Source organism: Marinomonas alcarazii, assembly GCF_003208215.1.
Lineage (GTDB): Bacteria > Pseudomonadota > Gammaproteobacteria > Pseudomonadales > Marinomonadaceae > Marinomonas > Marinomonas alcarazii.
The window spans coordinates 97,391-118,241 of record NZ_QKLW01000005.1; the positions used below are offsets into that span (position 1 = coordinate 97,391).

The 20,851-nt window shown below is 44.0% G+C and carries 20 protein-coding genes and 1 pseudogene; 11 read left to right on the plus strand and 10 right to left on the minus strand.

Annotation, left to right across the window (positions count from 1 at the left end):
- Nucleotides 1-367 precede the first annotated feature (367 nt).
- The 6 genes and pseudogenes from DFP75_RS11735 to DFP75_RS11755 all read left to right on the plus strand — a co-directional run bounded on the left by DFP75_RS11735 (nucleotide 368) and on the right by DFP75_RS11755 (nucleotide 5,009).
- The gene (locus tag DFP75_RS11735) at nucleotides 368-1,384 is read left to right on the plus strand and encodes a LacI family DNA-binding transcriptional regulator (protein ID WP_110575851.1); all 1,017 of its coding nucleotides are present in this window, start codon (nucleotides 368-370) and stop codon (nucleotides 1,382-1,384) included.
- A 135-nt stretch (nucleotides 1,385-1,519) separates the two neighbouring features.
- Nucleotides 1,520-2,479 carry a sugar kinase gene (locus tag DFP75_RS11740; protein ID WP_110575853.1) on the plus strand — a complete coding sequence of 320 codons (960 nt, stop codon included), beginning with the start codon at nucleotides 1,520-1,522 and terminating at the stop codon, nucleotides 2,477-2,479.
- A gap of 53 nt (nucleotides 2,480-2,532) precedes the next feature.
- Nucleotides 2,533-2,739 (plus strand): annotated as a pseudogene (locus DFP75_RS11745) (NAD(P)-dependent oxidoreductase); the annotation flags it as partial.
- A gap of 191 nt (nucleotides 2,740-2,930) precedes the next feature.
- Complete coding sequence (locus DFP75_RS18530) at nucleotides 2,931-3,086, plus strand: hypothetical protein (protein ID WP_220032638.1); 156 nt, start codon at nucleotides 2,931-2,933, stop codon at nucleotides 3,084-3,086.
- 121 nt (nucleotides 3,087-3,207) lie between these two features.
- Nucleotides 3,208-3,411: a hypothetical protein gene (locus DFP75_RS18535; RefSeq protein WP_220032639.1), complete on the plus strand. Its 204-nt coding sequence runs from the start codon at nucleotides 3,208-3,210 to the stop codon at nucleotides 3,409-3,411.
- 152 nt (nucleotides 3,412-3,563) lie between these two features.
- Complete coding sequence (locus DFP75_RS11755) at nucleotides 3,564-5,009, plus strand: GGDEF domain-containing protein (protein ID WP_110575855.1); 1,446 nt, start codon at nucleotides 3,564-3,566, stop codon at nucleotides 5,007-5,009.
- 252 nt (nucleotides 5,010-5,261) lie between these two features.
- Here DFP75_RS11755 and lepB read toward each other — a convergent pair whose 3' ends face one another.
- The 3 genes from lepB to DFP75_RS11770 all read right to left on the minus strand — a co-directional run bounded on the left by lepB (nucleotide 5,262) and on the right by DFP75_RS11770 (nucleotide 7,366).
- Nucleotides 5,262-6,062, minus strand: a complete 801-nt coding sequence (gene lepB, locus DFP75_RS11760) for a signal peptidase I (protein ID WP_181417024.1) — start codon at nucleotides 6,060-6,062, stop codon at nucleotides 5,262-5,264.
- Between the two features lie 62 nt (nucleotides 6,063-6,124).
- Nucleotides 6,125-6,367 (minus strand): hypothetical protein, encoded by a 243-nt coding sequence (locus DFP75_RS11765; protein ID WP_110575859.1) that lies wholly within the window; start codon nucleotides 6,365-6,367, stop codon nucleotides 6,125-6,127.
- Between the two features lie 84 nt (nucleotides 6,368-6,451).
- Nucleotides 6,452-7,366, minus strand: a complete 915-nt coding sequence (locus DFP75_RS11770; RefSeq protein WP_110575861.1) for a LysR family transcriptional regulator — start codon at nucleotides 7,364-7,366, stop codon at nucleotides 6,452-6,454.
- Between the two features lie 116 nt (nucleotides 7,367-7,482).
- Here DFP75_RS11770 and DFP75_RS11775 point away from each other — a divergent pair, with 116 nt between their 5' ends.
- Entirely contained in the window at nucleotides 7,483-8,631 is a 1,149-nt protein-coding gene (locus DFP75_RS11775; RefSeq protein WP_110575863.1) for an alpha-hydroxy acid oxidase, read from the plus strand.
- Between the two features lie 86 nt (nucleotides 8,632-8,717).
- On the opposite strand, the gene DFP75_RS18430 is transcribed toward DFP75_RS11775, so the two are convergent.
- The gene (locus DFP75_RS18430) at nucleotides 8,718-8,885 is read right to left on the minus strand and encodes a hypothetical protein (RefSeq protein ID WP_181417025.1); all 168 of its coding nucleotides are present in this window, start codon (nucleotides 8,883-8,885) and stop codon (nucleotides 8,718-8,720) included.
- 87 nt (nucleotides 8,886-8,972) lie between these two features.
- Between DFP75_RS18430 and DFP75_RS11785 the strand changes: the two genes are divergently transcribed.
- Together DFP75_RS11785 and DFP75_RS11790 are read left to right on the plus strand one after the other, a co-directional pair.
- The gene (locus DFP75_RS11785) at nucleotides 8,973-9,326 is read left to right on the plus strand and encodes a type II toxin-antitoxin system RelE/ParE family toxin (RefSeq protein WP_110575867.1); all 354 of its coding nucleotides are present in this window, start codon (nucleotides 8,973-8,975) and stop codon (nucleotides 9,324-9,326) included.
- Nucleotides 9,319-9,594, plus strand: coding sequence for a helix-turn-helix domain-containing protein (locus tag DFP75_RS11790; protein ID WP_110575869.1), 276 nt, complete (start codon nucleotides 9,319-9,321; stop codon nucleotides 9,592-9,594). Before DFP75_RS11785 ends, DFP75_RS11790 begins: the two co-directional genes overlap by 8 nt.
- 104 nt (nucleotides 9,595-9,698) lie before the next feature.
- Here the strand turns inward: DFP75_RS11790 and DFP75_RS11795 are convergent, their stop codons facing one another.
- From DFP75_RS11795 to DFP75_RS11820, 6 genes are all read right to left on the minus strand, one after another.
- A complete protein-coding gene (locus tag DFP75_RS11795) occupies nucleotides 9,699-11,393 on the minus strand; it encodes an L-rhamnose mutarotase (protein ID WP_110575871.1) in 1,695 nt (564 codons plus the stop codon).
- Nucleotides 11,390-12,397, minus strand: a complete 1,008-nt coding sequence (locus DFP75_RS11800) for an ABC transporter permease (protein WP_110575873.1) — start codon at nucleotides 12,395-12,397, stop codon at nucleotides 11,390-11,392. Before DFP75_RS11800 ends, DFP75_RS11795 begins: the two co-directional genes overlap by 4 nt.
- Before the next feature lie 8 nt (nucleotides 12,398-12,405).
- Nucleotides 12,406-13,404 carry an ABC transporter permease gene (locus DFP75_RS11805; RefSeq protein ID WP_110575875.1) on the minus strand — a complete coding sequence of 333 codons (999 nt, stop codon included), beginning with the start codon at nucleotides 13,402-13,404 and terminating at the stop codon, nucleotides 12,406-12,408.
- A complete protein-coding gene (locus DFP75_RS11810; protein WP_110575877.1) occupies nucleotides 13,398-14,897 on the minus strand; it encodes a sugar ABC transporter ATP-binding protein in 1,500 nt (499 codons plus the stop codon). The genes DFP75_RS11805 and DFP75_RS11810 overlap by 7 nt, the downstream gene beginning before the upstream one ends.
- A gap of 275 nt (nucleotides 14,898-15,172) precedes the next feature.
- Complete coding sequence (rhaS, locus tag DFP75_RS11815; protein WP_110575879.1) at nucleotides 15,173-16,168, minus strand: rhamnose ABC transporter substrate-binding protein; 996 nt, start codon at nucleotides 16,166-16,168, stop codon at nucleotides 15,173-15,175.
- Between the two features lie 62 nt (nucleotides 16,169-16,230).
- On the minus strand, nucleotides 16,231-17,013 hold the full coding sequence (locus DFP75_RS11820; protein ID WP_110575882.1) for a DeoR/GlpR family DNA-binding transcription regulator: 783 nt from the start codon (nucleotides 17,011-17,013) through the stop codon (nucleotides 16,231-16,233).
- A 239-nt stretch (nucleotides 17,014-17,252) separates the two neighbouring features.
- On the opposite strand from DFP75_RS11820, the gene DFP75_RS11825 reads away from it, so the two are divergent.
- The gene (locus DFP75_RS11825; RefSeq protein ID WP_110575884.1) at nucleotides 17,253-19,343 is read left to right on the plus strand and encodes a bifunctional rhamnulose-1-phosphate aldolase/short-chain dehydrogenase; all 2,091 of its coding nucleotides are present in this window, start codon (nucleotides 17,253-17,255) and stop codon (nucleotides 19,341-19,343) included.
- A gap of 93 nt (nucleotides 19,344-19,436) precedes the next feature.
- The gene (gene rhaI, locus DFP75_RS11830) at nucleotides 19,437-20,729 is read left to right on the plus strand and encodes an L-rhamnose catabolism isomerase (RefSeq protein WP_110575886.1); all 1,293 of its coding nucleotides are present in this window, start codon (nucleotides 19,437-19,439) and stop codon (nucleotides 20,727-20,729) included.
- Nucleotides 20,730-20,851: the final 122 nt, after the last annotated feature.

Below are 20,851 nucleotides of genomic sequence, written 5' to 3' on the forward strand. Positions count from 1 at the left end.
TTCATGTCTCCACTAAACTCAAATAGTCAGCAGGCAAATGAAAAGCTGCCTGCGATAACTTAATCATATGGCTACGGCATGCATGAACAAGTGATTAAAGAGTCAGGAAAAAGGAAACAAGACTTGAAGGAAGGTTAAGGTTTTTACTTAATTGGGCAACCCCTTAAAAAATGTGAGTAAATACCCAATGACAAACAAGATTGACCACAGTGAGTATTCTCATATAACACCATGTTAAAAGAGAAAATATGAAAATGAATCTAGCTGTTGATTCGTTCAATAAAATTGCGCCTTGCTAGGATCATAGTTTACAGTACGGCAAATCACTTATTCCAATACCCGCTAATACAACCATTGAGACGACACATTGTTGAAGAAAAACAATAAAAACTTCACCACGATTTCAGACGTTGCAAAACACGCAAAAGTTGGCAAAACCAGTGTTTCACGTTACCTCAATGGGGAACAAGATAAGCTATCAGAAGCGCTTCGAGAAAAAATCGCCCAAGCCATTGCACACCTTGATTTTCGTCCAAACCATTCGGCTCGTATGCTAAGGGCAGGACAATCCAAACTCATTGGATTACTACTGGCGGATGTCACTAACCCGTATTCTATCGATGTCTTGCAAGGGATAGAACACGTCTGTCGCCGTGAAGGTTACATGCTAATGGTCTGTAACACGGATAATAAAAAAGAGCTTCAAGACAGCTATTTATCACTACTCGAAGCTCACAGAGTCGATGGTATCATCGTCAACACTGCAGGCATGGCACAAAAACAGATTAACAATTTAAAACAACTGTCCTGCCCTTTAGTGCTGGTTGATAGAATCAATACTTCCCTCGGGTTCGACACAATCGGCTTGGATAACGAAACCGCTGTAAAAGAAGCCTGCCAACACTTAGAAGCTAATGGCTACGATTCGATTCTGGTCGTAACCGAATCCATTGGAATTGAGCCCCGCCAAGCAAGAGTCGGAGCCGTTCAAGCTTTCTGTAAAACAACCCCAAACATCACATGTGATGTTATCGAAATAGACAAGCTGAGCGTCAGTATTTTAGTGAACCTGATTCAAGACTTTTTGACTAATCACCCAAACAGCAAAACCGCTATATTCACGACGAATGGTGTCGCTATGATGAGTACCGCGAAAGCCTTGAAGCAGTTAGACATTCGTATCGGCTCGCAAATAGGTTTAATCAGTATAGACGACCCTGAATGGGCGCAACTGTTTGAAGGCGGCATCACCGTCATGCGCCAACCCACTCAGCTTATCGGCCAAACCGCATGCGAACGTTTGCTTTCAAGAGTACAAGGCAACGAAGAACCAGCGCAACACATCAAGCTCAAAGCTGAACTTGTTATTCGACATTCCACTTAGCTCCTATTGACTAAAAAAGCCTCATAAAAATACTGCTCAGATGTGGTTAAAGCCTATTCATGGAATCGATTCCATGATACTTTCTTCGCATACTATTTGACCTCCATAAACACAAAAACCTCAGGGGCAATCAACATGCAAAACAATCAATCACACTCTTTTGTCACTCTTGGTGAAGCAATGGCTATGTTTGTGGCCAAAACACCAGGACAACTGGCACAGATAGAAGAGTTTCATCGCTCTTTAGCTGGGGCGGAAGTCAACGTTGCTATTGGTATGGCGCGTTTAGGTTTTGAGTCCTGCTATATCAGTAAAGTGGGTAAAGACAGCTTTGGTCAATTCATTCGTCAAGCAATCAGCAATGAAAACATTCGTACTGATTGGATTTCTGAAGGTGCAAATCACGCTACTGGCTTTATGCTGAAATCGAACGTAACTGATGGTAGCGACCCTAAAGTCGAATACTTCCGTCGTAACTCAGCAGCCTCAACATTAAGTACGGCAGACATTGACAGTGCACTATTTAAAGCGGGTACCCATTTGCATCTAACTGGCATCTCGATAGCGGTATCTAACACAATGCGTGAAGCGACCAGACATGCATTAAATCTAGCCAAAGAGCAAGGCTGCAGCGTGTCTTTTGACACCAATTTGCGCCCTACTTTGTGGCCTGATGAAGCCACTATGGTTGCATCCATTAATGAGTTTGCCTTTGCCTGTGACATCGTTCTACCTGGTATAGAAGAAGGTAAAATTCTCGCGGGCAGTGATGAACCTGAAGTGATTGCGGACTTTTATCTTCAGCATGGTGTCAAAACAGTGATCGTCAAACTCGGTAGTAAAGGTGCTTACTTTAAAACCAGTAACGGTGAATCAGGTACCGTTGCAGGCTTCCCTGTAGAGAAAGTAGTGGATACGGTCGGTGCTGGCGATAGCTTTGCTGTTGGTGTGATCTCGGCTCTATTAGATGGAAAAACCATTGAACAGGCCGCTCGCCGAGGAAATTTACTAGGCTCTATAACCGTTCAAGTACGTGGCGACAGCGAAGGTCTACCTACTAGAGAGGCCCTAAATAAGCTAGAAAAGGAGTCATAACATGAAGAAGACTTTATCGCGGCCCTAGTGGAAGCAGAAGGTCTTATCGCGCAGCTGGCTTAGATGTCTTTGAAGTCGAACCTCTACCTGGTGACTCACCACTTTGCAAACTGGACAATGCGGTACTATTTCCTCACATTGGGTCTGCAACAACAGAAACACACCTTGCCATGGTTACCTGTGCGGTCGACAACCTTATTAATGCATTGAATGACGATATTTCCAAGAACTGCGCCAATCAACATTTGTTAAGTAGATAGCCAAGAGGCTATCTACTACATCATACCCACTCTTTTTCTCCTAATAATAACAATAACTTAACCCAAGTCAGCAGCCATAAAAATGACTAATGCCACTCTTCAGCTTATGGAAACGACTATAGTAGAGAGGGATAGCATGTCTAACTTACCGGTTCTTAAAAAACGAAGAAGATCACCTTTATTTGCCATTTATGAGCAACTTCTATAACGCCTTTCGCTCAACCATTTGGCTGGACGCTGTTCCGCATTATTATCGGCGGTATGCTGGTTGTGGAAAGCTGGCCAAAATCATTGCTCCTATTGCTCAAGTCGGCTTTATGGAAACCCTAGGCTTTTATCCCGGTTAGCTTTGCTCGCCCATGTAAGCTGGCATGCAGTTCTTTGGCAATATGTTCATTACTGTGGGATTAATCACACGATCACTTGCAATCGCGAACGCTGTTATGTTGGCCACTACTTTACGGTTCCATGCTGCTCACCCTTATATTAACTCAAGCTGATATAGACGCACTAAACGCTGGAAGTGACTTCTGGCATAAAACGTTTGGTGATGGCGGTGACGCGCTTCTTTCTTCTGGACTACTGGCGCACTATTACTTGCCGCGTTTGGCAGGGGCGATTTATCGCTATATCGCCTATTTAGGAAACAGTTCTAAGAGAGCACACCGTTAATAATCAGCATCTATTTATCCTATGAATGTAGAGGCTGATTACTATTTTCTACTTGAAGAAATACAAGCTCTCCTTCCGGAAAATAAACCATATACTTTAAAATAAAATCTATGTAAAAATGGTTACTTAATTATCTTACCAAGGTACTGTTATTGAACTTCTTACTCGATAAAAATCAAATAATTAACACTCAATCAAAGAAGAAATTTACACTTCTTCAGCTGATTATTTTTATCACCTTACCGATTTGTGCTCTTGCACTTATTGGTGTTTTTTCTCGTCCTGCGGGTTCGCTAGCGGCTATTTGGCCCGCGAATGCCTTCTTACTTGGGATGATGGCTCGATATAGTAATTTAAGAAATATAAAAGGCTACCTTGCCGCTTTTATTGGCTATTTTATCTCAGACTTATTGGTAGGAACTCCTATTGAAAAGAATCTTTTTCTTAATTTAGGAAACTTAATTGGTACTTTAGCGGGATTATTTTTCATAAAGAAATTACCCTCAGGTATCTTTCCTATCACACAGCCTTTTGGAATTCTAAAGTTAGTTGGGGCTGCATTAGCTGCATCAATAGGATCAAGCTTTGTGGGTATGCTCGCCTATCCGCTATTATGGGGTGGGAAAATTCACGAGGGTGCCATTTACTGGGGAATAACTGAACTCGCTAACTATATAGTGTTTTTGCCCATTGTTCTTACGACTCCTAACCTCATTTTTTTTATCAAAAAAAGTTCGCTTCCTAAACTCAATCTAGCGCTTCTTTTTCATTTATGTCCTGCTCTTTCCGTCATTTTATTATGTATTCTTGCCACTGTTATCGAAGGGCCTGGTGCCATAGCAATCCCTATTTTAGGTCTACTTTGGTGTGGTATGCGTTACAGTATATTCCATACTGCGATACTCACCTTTGCATTCTGTTATTGGATATTAATTGCAATTTCTGTTGGCTACATCCATATATTTTCAGAGCTTTCTTCTTGGGGAAACTTAATGTCCCTTAGATTGAGCATTTCTTTCATCGCTCTTATCCCATTAATCAACGTCAGTAATACTCAATTGCGTTTGAGACAAATAGAAGAACTACAATATTCGTCCAGTCACGATTCACTCACTGGGACATTAAACAGGGGAGCTTTTTATAAGAAAGCAAAGGAAATTCTTCAACATAAAGACTCTAGTGTTACAGCATTATTAATGCTCGATTTAGATCATTTTAAATCTATTAATGACAGATATGGGCACTCTGCTGGTGACCAAGTATTGCGACATTTTGTACAGACGATTAGGCACTGTATTAAACAGAATGACATCGTAGGACGAGTCGGTGGAGAAGAGTTTTCTATTATCCTACAATCACAAAGAGAACAAGACCTTATGGCAATTTCACAAAAAATTTGCGACACCTTTGCCAACAGTCCCTGCTACATTGACCACACATTCTATCTGCCCTCGACGGTCAGTATTGGTCTAGTTATGGTCCCCAAAGAGTGTAATCGAGAATATGATAAATTGGCTCAACAAGCAGACTCAGCTCTCTATCAAGCCAAAACATCAGGTCGAAACAAAGTTGTTGTATACGAAGAAAATATAGCTTAACTTCTATTCCCCTCACTTCTAAATGAATTTTGGTCTCAGGCAGTTTATCCCCAAGAGCGGCCCATTCTGACAAACCATAAGACGCATGAATGCCACTTAATGAAATGTCTTCAGCTAAGGCATGATCGAAGAAATACTCATATTGGACTAGAGCTTCCGAGTATTTTTCTTTTTTGCTAATTCTTTTGCTTGGCTAAGAACGTCCCTAATATTACAACTCTTTTAATTTCCTTATGTTAAGTCTTAAACCTTTTACAGATTAATCTTCTTTCCCAGCCGATTAGACTCTTTAGAAAACCAAATATACGTCACTTTACCAATGACATCCGATTCAGGAAACGTCCCCCAATAACGGCTATCATTACTGTTATCTCGCCAATCACCCAAGACAAACACTTGCCCTTCTGGCACAACTCGTTCAGCCATAGAAATAGAAACCTCGTTGCGCCTAAAACTGTCATCAACCGAAGCTACTATTTCAGGCTCGCCATTTAATATCACTTGGCCATTTTCAATAGCCACTCTGTCGTTGCCTAAAGCAACGATTCGCTGGGTTAGCAAGGTTTGTCTATTATTAGGGTATCGAAACACCACCACATCGCCCACTTTTAAAGACAAGTCTTGGGTATCGACGGCGATATAATCATCCGGCTGTAAAGTCGGCATCATAGAGCGAGAGGGGATACTATAAAGCTCAAAGCCCAACAACGAACCACGAGACGAGATAAGTGTTTGACCAAAAGTCAGAATCAACGCCAGTATAGCCAGATAGCAATACCAGCGGTTATAAGGCTTCAATTCGTAGGTTTTATTTGATAAAGCAAGTCGCACAGCGCTGAGTATGGCGTACGAATAGAGACAGAGTATAAAGACAACAAAAAGCCAAATTCCGTAAGCTGTCGAAAGATAGCCCAGCTTTGCGAAGACTATAAGCCCACCAACTTGCAGAAAAAAAAGCCATACTCCTTTTTTCAAATCCCCTGCGTATACATGCCCGAATCCCGGCGACAAGATAGACAACATCAAGGCCCAGCTGGGGCTTCTCTTCTTCACGCTTTGCTTCCCTTCACCCATTAATAAAGCTCTTCTTTACTTTATGATGCCTTACCTGCGCATCATAAAACTGAACGAAACCGAGAAAAACGAGCGGCATCAATAATCGACCAAAGGTGCAATATCCCACCAACTAGCCACATAAAGAACAAAATCACTGTTGCCCCTAATGCATAGCTCACACAGACAGTCACAAAAAAGAACAGCGCCATAAAAAAACGCCCCTGCACCAGTTGACCTAATCCAGGAATAAAAACATTACAAAGTGCAGCAATCACATTGCCGCCTGAACCTTGACCAGACATAAGTGCTCCCATCATAAAACCACAAAAAAATAAGAATAAGGACAAAGCCAATAAATAGAAAGTACCTTATTTGCCTTGTTAGACCTAAAAATACTCTTTTTTATCCTGATAAGCCTGCTTGATATGCTCTATTAATAAGCGCAACTTTTCTGGCAAGTATTTGGTAAAGGGATAGATAGCATAGACACCGAGCTGCCGTGGTTGGTAATCGGATAAAATAGCAACCAGCTTACCTTGCTGTAAATCTTCATACACACAGCAACGCGGCACATAGACGATACCAAAACCAGCCAAGGCGGCCTTGCGTAAAGCCTGAGCGTTATTTGTAGCAAAGCTACCACTGATGCGCACACTTTCTTCAACTCTTTTTTGACCAACACCTTGCTTGGTAAAGCGCCAATCAAATGAACCTTGCGCTTGGTAGGTATACGCCAAACAATTATGCTCTTTCAGTGCATCTAAATCTCTGACTTCGCCATGACGCTCGATGTAACTTGGCGAACAGCAAACAATCCAGTTAGATTGAATCAAAGGCTTGGCAATTAGGCTTGAATCTTCCAGTTTGCCGGTGCGAATCGCCAGATCCAGCCCCTCTCCGACAAGATCGACAAAATCATTTTCAAGACGCATATCCACGTTGATATTGGGGTATTTCTGACAAAACTCCGCCACCGCTTCGGCCAACAGCAACTCACCAGAAATAGTTGGTACGGACATTTTGATTGTCCCAGTTAAGCCTTGGCTAAAGGCCGACACCGACGCAATCGCATCGCTCACTTGGCCTTCTATATTTTTGGCGTGAACATACAAGCTCTCACCCGCTTCGGTCAGGCTGAGTCGTCTTGTAGTACGATGAATTAGCTGCGCACCTAGGTCTTGTTCCAGCTTACTAATTCGTTTGCTCAACGCTGGCGTCGATAGACCCGCTTGCTGCGCTGCTTTATTAAACGAACCCGCATCGGCAACGTTCACGAAAAGCGTTAAATCGGCTGCGTTCAATGTCGTGCCCCTTTTTTATTAAGACGTTTTAGGAAAGAGTTTATTAGTTTATGTCGTATTTATCGCAAATAGAACAGTGTCTATAGTTAATAAACAAAATAAAAGGAGCTGAATCCATGCGTCTCAAAGACTGCCACAACTTCCAAGACTTTCGCACCCTAGCCAAAAAACGCCTACCAAGCCCGATCTTCAATTACATTGATGGTGGCGCCGACGACGAGACAACCTACCGCCGCAACACGGCCGCATTTGAAACCTGCGACCTAGTGCCCAGTGTTCTCACTGGCGTAAAAGACGTAGATCTGTCCGTTACCGTGATGGGACAAAAACTCGCCCTGCCAATCTACTGTTCGCCTACCGCCTTACAACGATTATTTCATCACGATGGCGAAAGAGCGGTTGCGAATGCTGCCGAAAAATACGGCACCATGTTTGGCGTGTCGTCCCTTGGCACTGTAAGCATGGAAGAAATTGCCAAGCAAACCACCACACCTCAGGTCTATCAGTTTTACTTTCATAAAGACCGTGAACTGAACCGTGCCATGATGCAACGCGCCAAAGACGCAGGCGTACAAGTCATGATGTTAACGGTCGATTCCATTACTGGCGGCAACCGAGAACGCGACCTTCGCACAGGATTCGCCATTCCTTTTAAATTAAACCTAAAAGGCATGCTGCAATTTGTTCTCAAACCCATGTGGGGCATTAACTACGTCACCCACGAAAAATTCCGTTTGCCGCAGCTTGAAGAACACATAGACATGGGCTCAGGCGCCACTTCGATTGGTGACTATTTTACCAACATGCTCGACCCATCCATGAATTGGGACGACGTGGCGGAAATGGTGAAATTCTGGGACGGAGAGTTTTGTCTAAAAGGTATCATGAGCCGAGAAGACGCCCGCAAAGCCGTAGAAATTGGCTGCACTGGCGTGATCATTTCCAACCATGGTGGTCGCCAGCTTGATGGCTCGCGCAGCTCCTTCGATCAGCTCGCAGAAATTGTTGATGAAGTAGGCGACGAAATCGATGTCATCTTTGACAGCGGCGTACAGCGCGGCACCCACGTACTCAAAGCCTTATCCCTCGGCGCAAAAGCCGTCGGCATCGGCCGCATGTACTTATACCCACTCGCTGCCGCAGGACAACCTGGCGTTGAACGCGCCCTAGGCTTAATGAAAGCCGAACTCGAACGCGACATGAAACTCATGGGCAAAACTTCGATTGATCAACTGACCAGAGAGAACTTGCGATTTCGGTCTTAACGGTTTCGGTCTTAGAGCTAACAATTCCCTCCCCTTTTGTCTTCCAAGGGGAGGGTTAGGGAGGGGTCAATTTGTACTGATAACACCTAAATCCCTAAACTTTTCTTCGCGTCCTCAAGTGAAAGTGTATTACCGTCACGAGCTTCTTCCAAGCCTTGATAAACAGTACGAATAAAGCCAAGTTCTTCAAACAGCGCCTCACGAAGTGTTCGGCTAGTGTCGGAATGAGGCATTGTTAGTGGTTTTAATGTCAAAGTTACCACTTTCTCAATCACTATAAAGTTAACACTAAAGTATACATTTATCCTTGAGAAAGTTCACTTTAGTGTTAACATTAAGTCATGAGGAATATAAATTTTTACATCACGGAAGATGGTAAGTCCCCAGTAACAGAGTTTCTAGATTCGCTTTCTAGCAAACAAGCACAGAAAGTTGCTTGGGTACTTCAATTGGTTGAAGAGCTTGATTCAGTTCCAACTACTTATCTTAAAAAATTGGTGAACACCGATAATATATGGGAAGTACGCGTACAAGTCGGTGGCAATATATTTCGTTTATTAGGATTCTTTGATGGTGACAACTTAGTCGTTTTAAATCACGGCTTTCAAAAGAAGACTCAAAAAACACCACCAAGAGACATCAAAATTGCGGAGAGTCGTCGCCACGACTATTTAACGAGGAAGAAACATGAGTGATTTAAAAAAGTATTTAACAGACCGCAAAGCCATCGATAAGGATTTTGCTGAAGGTTACGACGAGGGTTATCAGGCCTTTAAATTTGGCATATTGCTCAAAGAAGCTCGCAAGAACGCAGGTTTAACACAAGATGAATTAGCATTGAAACTGCATACTCAAAAAAGCGCTATTTCTCGAATTGAAAACCATTCTGATGATATAAAGCTATCGACTCTTGAACGTTTTGCTAGCGCTCTAGGTAAAAAGCTCGAAATTCGTTTGGTGTGATTTTTCCATCTACAAAACTATAAAAACACGAACAACGCCTCACGAAGTATTCGCGCCAGTGTCGGAATGAGGCGTTGTTCGTGGTTTTTATCATACAGCCAAAGCTACAACTCTCCCACTAAATCCCGCCATTGCTGACGATAAAGATTAAGCAGCGGTTTTATCTGTGGGTCGCACAGAGCGAGGCTGAGCCGGCCTTTTAGTTTTAGGCTCTTGTTAGACAGCAAGGCTGCACCGCCGGAGGTGCCGGTAACATCCCGAGAGGCGTAGATTTCATTTTGGCTACGCATGCAAGCCAATAAGGTAAGAAAGTTGAGGTTATTGCTGAACGCGCCTTCGACAATCACAGTATTGCTGGTGTCCATTAGATCCAAGCAATAATCCGTCATCAAGGCCACATACACATCGGCTAAAGCAGACTGCTGAGCAGGCGTTAATGCAATACCACGATCAACAATACGCCCTTCGCAGTGGGCAAAGGGCCCGCCGCCTTTGGCAAAGGCAGGCATCGCCAAAATACCGTTTTCTAAAATGAAGTTCACATCGCTCAAGGTGGCTTTGCTGTCGCTGCGAAGTTGCTCCCATTCACGTCCACCCATAAAGCGAATCGTCGGTGTAGCACGGCCAAGGGCGTCCACATTGGCGAGCATGTCTTTGTCTTCTTGTAGCGCATCCAGCTTACCGTTAATAGTGGCGATGACCGTCCAAGTACCGCTAGACACGACAGTGAGCTTTTCCATCGGCTGGCCAATATAAGGCACCAACGAAGCGTTAGAGTCATGTATACCGTTGAAGATAACGCAACTCGCTGGTAAGCCAGTTTCTTTGGCTAAGTCTGGCAAAATAGTGCCAAGCTTCGCGCCAGTTTCGATCACTTCTGGAAAGCGCTCTGCCCACTGTTGTTGTTCGCAAAAAGTAGAAAACTGACAGCTAGTCGGATTCCACAGATCGGTATGACAACCTAACGAGGTGACTTCAGCGGCTTTATTTCCACTGAGTTTATAGCCCCAATATTGCGGATACAAAAGTAATGAATCGACTGTTGAGAACTCATCTGCAAAGCGCTTTTGCTGCCAAAAAAGTTGCGCCCCAAGGTTTAAGCCTTGGGGCAACCTCGGGCTAAAAGACTCACTAAAATCTGGACGTGCTGCATCGTATTCGTCTTTACACTCAGACACGCCATCGTATTCATAATCTAGAATAGGCAAGGCCAGTTGATCACCCTTCATGCAAGCAATGGTCGCGCCATGCGTGGTGATAGCAATGCTGGAAATAAAATAGCGCTGTGCTAAATCCGCCAGCGTGTCTTTAATCCATCGCCAAATAGAATCCACATCCACATGAGGATATGGCGGTGCGTCAACAACACCATTAACGCGTTTTTCAATATGCAATAACGCGCCTGTTTGCCCATCCATCAGGCAAATTTTAATGTTGGTTTTCCCAATATCTAAAACCGCGACAACACGTGTTTTATCTGGTTGCAACACATTAAAGCGAAATACCTCTTCCAAAGCATCAGCGACTGGCTCAAACGATGGCGTTTTAGTTGCCATAATATCCGCCATGTATTCCCACCAGCGCTGCATAACAGGATGATCAGCTAATGATTGTGCATCCAGATCGTCTGCATCAAAAGTGGCATATAATCGGTTTTCGTTTCGATCAAGATGAATATAATAATTACGAATGCCATGTTGCTTAAGATGCTCAGCAAGCTCTGGCCAGAGTTCATCATGACGTTTTTTGTATTCTTCTTCACAGCCTTTGTGTAAATACATCACTGAGGCGTATCTCATAACGCTTTTGCCTTTTTGTTTTTATATAAAGTAATCAGCACTGGTAAGCTCACGACCGTAATTAACATCACACCAACAATAATCGTCATGACGATGCCAGGAATGTTCAGTAGGCCCATACCAAAGGTAACCAAGCCCATTAAAATAACCGCCAACACCACGCCAGCAATGGTTCCACTGCCACCAAGAATACTCACACCACCGAGCACAACCATGGTGATAATGCTAAGCTCCCAACCCATAGCAATACTCGGGCGCGTGCTACCTAAACGTGAAGTAAGCAAAACAGACGCCACTCCGGACATCACACCGACCAAGGTAAAAAGAATCAAACGGTGTTTATCTACCTTAATACCTGAGTAATAAGACGCTGTCGGGTTATTACCAATCGCATAGGTGTAACGACCAAACGTAGTGCGATGCAGCAACCAATAAAAGACCAAAGCGAAGAAGGCAAACAACACCAGTTCAAACGAAAACACCCAATAAACGTAACCTTGTCCAAAAAACTCAAAACCGTCTGGATAATCACGAACTACTTGGTCACCCAACAAGATATAACTAATACCACGAAATAAACTCATGGTACCGATTGTCACTACAATGGAGGGAATCTTGAAACGCGTCACCAATACGCCATTAAACAACCCACAAGCCGCACCCGCCAAAACACCAACAAATGCGACGACATAAACGGGTGCGCCCATTTGTGCGACTAACCCCATCAAGGTACTGGAAAGCGAGATAATAGCGGCAACAGAAATATCAATTTCTTTGGCGATAATCAGCATCGCCATTGGCAAAGCGATTAAGGCTTTTTCGGTAAAGTTAAAGGTCGCATCCGAGAGATTCCAAGGGTCTAAAAAGTAAGGTGATAGATAAGAATTCATCACGCAGACTAAAAAGACGATTAAGACCAAAAAACTTTCCCAGCGTAGCAAGCCCTGTAGTTTGCTAGTAAACATTGAATCCGGCGTTGCTGATTTTTTTATTGTTGTATCCATATGCGCCTCTAATTAGCTCGTATTTCGTCATTTGCATTGGGATTACGTAAGATAATCCGCGCTTTGTCTTTATCAGATGTGGCATTAGCAATGACGGCGATAATAATCACCAAACCTGAAATTGCCATTTGCCAAAAAGGCGATACGCCAATAATCGGCAAAGCGTTGTTCACCACGCCAATAAACAAAGCACCAATCACACAGCCCACCACAGTACCCAAACCTCCGACGATACTGACGCCGCCGATTACGCAGGCTGCTATCACTTGCAGTTCAAAGCCATTGGCTACATCAACATAGGCCACTGCAAAACGCGATACCCACAAATACCCGCACAAACCGGACAAGGTACCGGACACTAAGAAGGCATAAAACTGCACCTTACCCACGTTCACACCGGAATAGAAAGCGGCCATTGGATTGCCACCAGCCGAATAAAAATTACGCCCCCATACACTGAACTTCATTGCCCAGAAAAATAGAATAATGGCGGCAATGGCCATCCAGCCAAGCACGGGCATGGATAAAATTTCATAGCGGGGCAAGCCTATAAAAGACTCGCTCATTTGATGAGAATTCACCCACGCACCGTCTGATAATAAAAACGTCGCACCGCGATAAATACTCATGGTGCCGAGAGTAATAACAATAGAAGGCACTTTTAATAGCCAAACAAATAAGCCATTAATCGCCCCCAACAAAGCGCCAATAAACAGCGATAAAAATATCAAAAGTGACATATGAAGTTCTGGAAAATATTGATTCACCATAGCGACAAACATGCCAGTAAACGCCACATTAGCGGCCACAGACAAATCAATACAACGCGTTAGGATGACTAACATCTGTCCCAGTGCCAGCATGATCAAAATCGAAGTATCATTGAAAATACTGACACTGTTCGACAGGCTAATAAAATCAGGACTGATCACGCCAACACCAAAAAACATCGCCAGCACAATGATACTGAGCACGCCTTCACGGGAATAAATTAAACGTTTTAACATGCGACACTTCCTCCCGTGGCAAGAGAAACCACCTTCTCTGGTGTCGCGTCAGCACGTGATAACTCACCGACAATTAGACCTTCGTTCATCACCAATATACGATCTGACATACCAAGAATTTCTGGCAACTCCGACGACACCATAATGACAGACAAGCCTGAATCCACCAGCTCAGACATAAACTCATGCACCGCCGCTTTCGAGCCTATATCAATGCCTTTTGTCGGCTCATCCAAGATAATGACTTTAGGATTAGTGGCGAGCCACTTAGCGATAACCACTTTTTGCTGGTTGCCTCCAGATAAATTCATCACCTTCTCATCCCAACAAGAGGCTTTGACTTGCAAGCGCTCACAGTATTGGCGAGCCAGTGCCATTTCCCCTTCTTCATCAATTTGTCCATGCTTCGCCAAACGCTCCATTTGCGGCAAACTAACGTTCTGATAAATGGGTAATTCCAACACGATGCCTTGTTTCTGACGCTCTTCTGGCACATACACAATGCCGTTATCGATAGCTTCTTTTGGTGAGTGAATAATCACTTCTTTACCATTCATTTTGACTGTGCCAGTCACATGATCCGTGGTGCCGAACAAAGCTTGCATCACTTCCGTTCGGCCCGAACCTACCAGACCATAAACACCAAGGATCTCGCCTTTTTTCAAACTAAAACTAATATCGGCAAATTCCGTTGTGTGACATAAGTTACTCACTTCTAAAAGTGTTTCGCCAATTTCTACGTCTTTTTTCGGATAAGTGGCTTCGATACTGCGCGCCACCATCATTTCCACCAGCTGCGCTTCGTTAGTATCTTTGATGAAGCCTTCTCCCACATAACAACCATCGCGGAACACGGTATAGCGATCTGCCAAGGTAAAAATTTCATCAAACTTATGGGTAATAAAAAGAATCGCCTTGCCCTGATCTCTTAACGTATTTACCAGCTCATAAAGCTCATGAATTTCATGATGAGATAACGCCGCTGTTGGCTCATCTAAAATCACCACTTTGGCATCGACAGATAAAGCACGAGCAATACCAACCATGTGTTTTTGGCCAATACTGAGTTCGCGTAAAATTTGATTGGGGTCCATTTGAGCATTAATAGAGGATAAAATTTCTTGCGAACGTGTCACCATAGTCGACCAATCAATAGAAAAATGCTTGGTCATTGGGTAGTTACCCAAAAAGATGTTTTCCGCCACCGTTAGATCATCAAACAACACGGTTTCTTGATGGATCGCTGTGATGCCTAAAGCATGGGAATCATGAGGGGAGTGAAACTGCACAGGTTTGCCATTAAAAATAATCTCCCCACCATCCGGCTGATAAATGCCAGTCATGGTTTTTACTAGAGTCGATTTACCTGCGCCGTTTTCACCGATCAAAGCGGTCACTTGGCCAGGATAAAGGTGAAGATCGACACCATCCAGCGCTCTCACACCGGGGAAAACCTTACTCACCTTTTTTAGACTAAAAATTGCATTGTTCATAACGGCTGCTCTTATTGTTATTCATTATGAAATTATTGAACAAGTAAAACCCCACCCTAGCCCTCCCCTTCATAAGAGGAGGGAACAAAAGCTCTTAGCTCCTCCTGCTAAGGGGGAGGGAATAAAAGCTCTTAACTCCTCCCCCTGCTAAGGGGGAGGTTGGGAGGGGGTCCGTTCTAAATCCCCAACCTAGCCCTCCCTTCATAAGTAGAAAGAACAAAAGCTCTTAGCTCCTCCCCCTGCTAAGGGGGAGGTTGGGAGGGGGTCAATAGCCACTAGAAAATTGAAGAGAATTCATCAACATTTGAAGCATCGTAGATAAAAGGCTTCGCCATTGCGCCATCACCATTTTTGTCTACTTCAAGCGTGCCCATACGACCCATTGGAATCTCAGTTTTCGTACCTTTACCTTTCACAAGGTTGTACGCCAGCATCGTTGCTGAATAACCAAGATCGATTGGGTTCCAGATAGCAAAGCTATGAATGGCACCACTGTGCACATGACCTGCTAATTCAGAAGGAAGACCCAAACCTGTCACATACACTTTGCCTGTTAAGCCTAAGTCGCTAACGGCTTGTGCTGCGGCCAAAATACCGACAGTAGTCGGTGCCACGATAACATCTAGGTCTGGGTGATTTTTGATCAAGGCAGTGGCTTCACGGAAACTCTTATCCGCTAAGTCATCACCGTAAACCGTATCGACAAGTTTAAGATTAGGGAATTTACTAAGGGATTTCTTCATTTCACCAATCCAAATATTTTGGTTGGTGGAGGTTGGCGTTGCACTCAAGATGGCAAAAGTACCAGACTCCTTGCCTTTGGCTTTAATGGCGTCAGCCGCAAGCTGTACGTTCATTTCGCCAATTAGGCTATTACTGGAAGGATTTAAGTGAATTTGGCGTCCCTCTTTGCCTACGCCTGAATCCCAAGAAATGACTTTAATGCCACGCTGTTGGGCTTTTTTCAAGGAAGGAACCAAGGCATCCGCATCGTTTGCTGATACGGCAATGGCATCAACACGTTGCGCGATAAGCGAGTTAATTATTTCAATCTGACCTTCTGCTGTCGTTGAAGTTGGCCCGGTGTAGATAACTTCTACATCACCCAACTCTTTTTTAGCTTCTTCTGCACCGCGGTACGCCGCTTCAAAAAAGCCAATACCTAACGCTTTTACTAACAACGCCACCCGAACCTGATCCGCCGCATACGTAGCAGAAGCAAATAAAGTTGCAGAAGCCAACACACATGCCGTGATGAGTTTGTTTTTCATAATTATCTCCAAGAGCGCGCTCATCATCACACAACAGGAAATTGTCGGATCAGAGACGCGGTTTATTGTTTTTGTTGTTCTACTATGATCAATCGACACCCTGCCGCTTTGATCACTTCTTTACTCTTGTTATCTATCCCATCGTCCGTGATGACGATATCTATCTGTGAAAGAGGACAAATGATCATACTTGATCGGTTTTGAAACTTTGTACTATCAACCAAAAGCACCCGCTGATCTGCTCGATTTATCAATTTCATTACCGCTTGTACGATTTGTGGATCTGTCTCCATCACACCGTGAGAATTAATGCCGTATGCACCGATAAAAAGAACATCAGCGTACGTGTGGTTAGAAATATCATCTGGGAACGGACTCAAAATAATGTTCTGTTCCCGATGGATCTTTCCGCTCGGCACGGTCACGCTGCACTTACTCTTTTTAATCAATTGATCAGCAATCGAAAACGAATTGGTCAGCACCTGCAGCTTTAAGCCACGCATAAACTCAGACATAGCCGCTGTCGTTGTGCCGCCGCTGATCATTATTGACATATTGTCAGATAATAAATCCACCGCCGCTTTTGCAATACAGCGCTTTATGTCCATGTTAATCGTTTGACTAACTGAGTAAGGCCTTCCCAACAAACTCACATCCGAAGGAGGGTTAATGGCTTCCGCCCCACCTCGCACCCGACGCAGTTTCTTTTGCTTGTCTAAAAAGCTGATATCTCTTCGAACCGTTGCTTCTGAAGCACCTAACACATCGGCTAAATGCGCTACCGTCACAATCGGTCGAGCTTCAACTTCAGACAAGATCACTCTATGCCTTTCAATTTCGTGCATCGATTCAATCCTCGATAATCAATATAATTAATTTTCAATCATTATCAAGCACTATCAATCATAAAAACATATAAAAAGATAAATAATGCTTGAAAATGATTATTTTTGTTTTAACATGAAATCTATCAATCATTCTAACCCGCTGATTGTTCATAACAAAAATAAAATTTAAGTCTTTGATAAATGGCCATAAAACAGAGCTATAGGCCGTTAAATAAGACAAAACTTGAGGTTAAACGATGTCTACTAATCTACTCCCCAATCTTTGGAACGATGCTGAAGCAGCTCTTCTAAGCGAACCTGAACTATTGCAATATCGATCAAACTTGCTTGGTTCTGACATGCGCGTGACCAACTACGGTGGCGGCAACACCTCAGCAAAAATCGAAATGAACGACACACTTACTGGAGAAAAGACCACCGTATTATGGGTAAAAGGCTCTGGCGGTGACATTGGCTCTATGGGGTTAGACGGCTTTTCAACACTTTATATGGATAAGCTAAACCAACTTTTACCACTTTATCGTGGCGTAGAATTTGAAGATGAGATGGTAGCCTACCTGCCTCACTGTACTTATAACCTAAACTCCCGCGCAGCCAGTATCGATACACCTCTTCACGCCTATTTGCCTTACCTACATGTGGATCACCTTCATCCAGATGCTGTCATTGCTATTGCGGCAAGCAAAAACAGCAAGCAGCTAACAGAAGAGATTTTTAATGGCGAAATTGGCTGGCTTCCTTGGCGTCGTCCGGGTTTTCAGTTAGGCATGGACTTACATAAAATCGCCACCGAAAACCCACACTTGAAAGGCGTCGTACTAGAAAGTCACGGCCTATTCACTTGGTCCAATGGCAACAAAGATTGTTACCTGAACTCACTAAACATAATCAACAAAGCGCAAACTTGGCTAGAACAAAAAAGCGCTGGCAAAGCCGCATTTGGGGGCGAGCGATTTAAAACACTGCCTGAAGACAAACGCCAACAAGTGGTTTCAAGCCTGATGCCATTGATTCGTGGAAAGACCAGTGAAAAACAACGTCAAATTGGTCACTTCAATGCGTCCGAAGAAGTATTGCAGTTTGTCAATTCCAAAGACTTAGACCGTCTTGCCAAGCTTGGTACGTCTTGCCCAGACCATTTTTTACGCACGAAAATTAGTCCATTTGTGGTGGCTTATGATCCCCAGAAAGACAACCTAGATGAAGTGATTGAATCGCTAGACAAAAGCCTTGCTGACTACCGTGAAGATTACGCGGGTTACTACAACCGTTGTAAACGCGACAACAGCCCAGCCATGCGCGATCCAAACCCAGTGATTTACTTGATACCTGGCGTCGGCATGCTGTCTTTTGCCAAAGACAAAGCCACCGCTCGTATCGCAGGGGAATTCTACGTTAACGCCATCAATGTCATGCGTGGCGCAGACAGCGTGAGCGAATACGTTGGTTTGCCAGAACAAGAAGCCTTCGACATTGAATACTGGTTATTGGAAGAAGCCAAGCTGCAACGTATGCCAAAACCAAAATCCTTAGCAGGCCACATCGCCTTGGTAACAGGTGCCGCTGGCGGCATTGGTCTGGCGACGGCTAAACGTCTCGCCAAAGAAGGTGCCAACATAGTATTGATGGACATAGACGAAGACGCTCTGACGACGGCACAAACAGATATCATCGGCGAGTTTGGTAAAGATTCCGCTTCTAGCATCAAGATGGATGTGACTAACGAAGACGATGTTATCCGTGCAGTGAAACATTGCGCTGTCGCCTTTGGTGGTTTGGATATTGTTGTCTCCAACGCAGGCATCGCGTCTTCTGCACCATTAGAAGAAACCACTCTTGCTCTCTGGAATAAAAACCAAAGCATCTTATCAACTGGTTACTTCTTAGTTGCTCGTGAAGCCTTTAGTCTGCTAAAACAACAGAACATGGGCGGCAATATGGTGTTTATCGCCAGTAAAAATGGCTTGGTGGCCAGTGCAAACGCCAGCGCATATTGCGTAGCAAAAGCCGCTGAGATTCAGCTTGCTCGCTGTGTTGCTTTGGAAGGTGCGCCGCTTGGCATCCGCTCAAACGTGGTAAACCCAGATGCGGTTTTACGTGGTTCAAAAATTTGGACCGGCAAATGGAAAGAAGAAAGAGCCAGTGCATACAAACTGTCTACCGATGATTTAGAAGAACATTATCGCCAACGCAGTATGCTGAAGCTGAATGTTTTCCCTGAAGACATTGCCGAGGCCATTTACTTCTTTGCGTCTGATGCGTCGTCGAAATCGACGGGGAATATTCTTAATGTCGATGCGGGGCATGCGCCATCTTTTACTCGCTAGTTTAGTGAAAAGAAACTTGCACCCAAAGAGTAACGAGGACGTTGCGCACTAGAAACTTTGCGCAAAGTCCCTAAAAATAAAAAAGGATTCATCATGAAACAGCTCATTGATCAAAACTTGCTGCAAGAACACAACGCCAAGCAGGAAGCCGCCGTCACAAGTGATTACAACGCGCTGGCGGAAAAGCTGGATCGCTCCAGTGTGAAAATCGACACTATTTTGGAGCAAGCTAAGCAGTTTACCGTTGCTGTTCCATCTTGGGGTGTTGGCACAGGTGGCACCCGTTTCGCTCGCTTCCCAGGCTTAGGCGAACCACGCAATATTTTTGAAAAGCTGGATGACTGTTCAGTTATTCAATTGTTATCACAAGCGACACCAGCTGTGTCTCTACATATCCCTTGGGATCGTCCAAACGATCCAAACGAACTTCGCCAGTATGCCGAACAATACGGCCTGCATTTTGACGCGATGAACTCCAACACCTTCCAGGACCAAATTGGCCAAGAAGAATCATACAAATTCGGCAGTTTGACGCACACCAACAAAGCTGTGCGAGAGCAAGCAATTGCTCATAATATCGACGTGGTGGAATTAGGCCAAAAGCTCGGTTCTAAAGCATTAACAGTTTGGGTAGGTGATGGCTCAAATTTTCCCGGCCAACAACACTTTAAAAACAGCTTCACGCATTATTTAGAAAGCATCAAAGAGGTCTACAACAACCTGCCAGACGATTGGAACATGCTGTTGGAACATAAAATCTTTGAACCTGCATTCTACTCGACCGTGATTCAGGACTGGGGCAGCAGCTATCTTGCCGCCAAAGAAACGGGTGAACGTTGTTTGTCTCTAGTCGATTTAGGGCATCATGCACCTAACGTCAATATCGAAATGATCGTTAGCCGTCTTGCGCAATTCGGCAAGCTTGGCGGATTCCACTTTAACGACAGTAAATACGGTGATGACGATTTAGACAGTGGCTCTATCAATCCTTATCAGCTGTTCTTGATATTCAACGAGCTAACAGACATCCGCAGCCAAGACCCTGCGTACAGCCCATTCTATATGCTGGATCAATCCCACAACGTGACTGATCCTGTCGAAAGTTTGATGTACAGTGCGGCCGAAGTACAACGCGCCTTCGTGAAAAGTTTACTCGTTGATCGCCAAGCCTTAGCTCAATATCAAGAAGCAAATGATCCAATGATGGCACAGGCCAGCTTAAAGCAGGCCTACAATTTGGATGTTGAGCCTATCTTACAAATGGCCCGTTTACAAACAGGTGGCGCCATTGATCCAGTTGGCTGCTACCGAGCAAGTGGCTATCGTGCTGCCGTTGCTAAATCTCGACCTGCAGACCCGACTAAAACAGGGTCGGGAATTGTGTAACTAGCAAGCGAGAAAGCATAAGAGAAAATATAGTCTTGCATAGAGGCTATATTTTTTTAGTTTTTTTTCAATTTAGAAACGATGTTTTATTAAAATATAAATGACAAAAGCATAATTTTAGA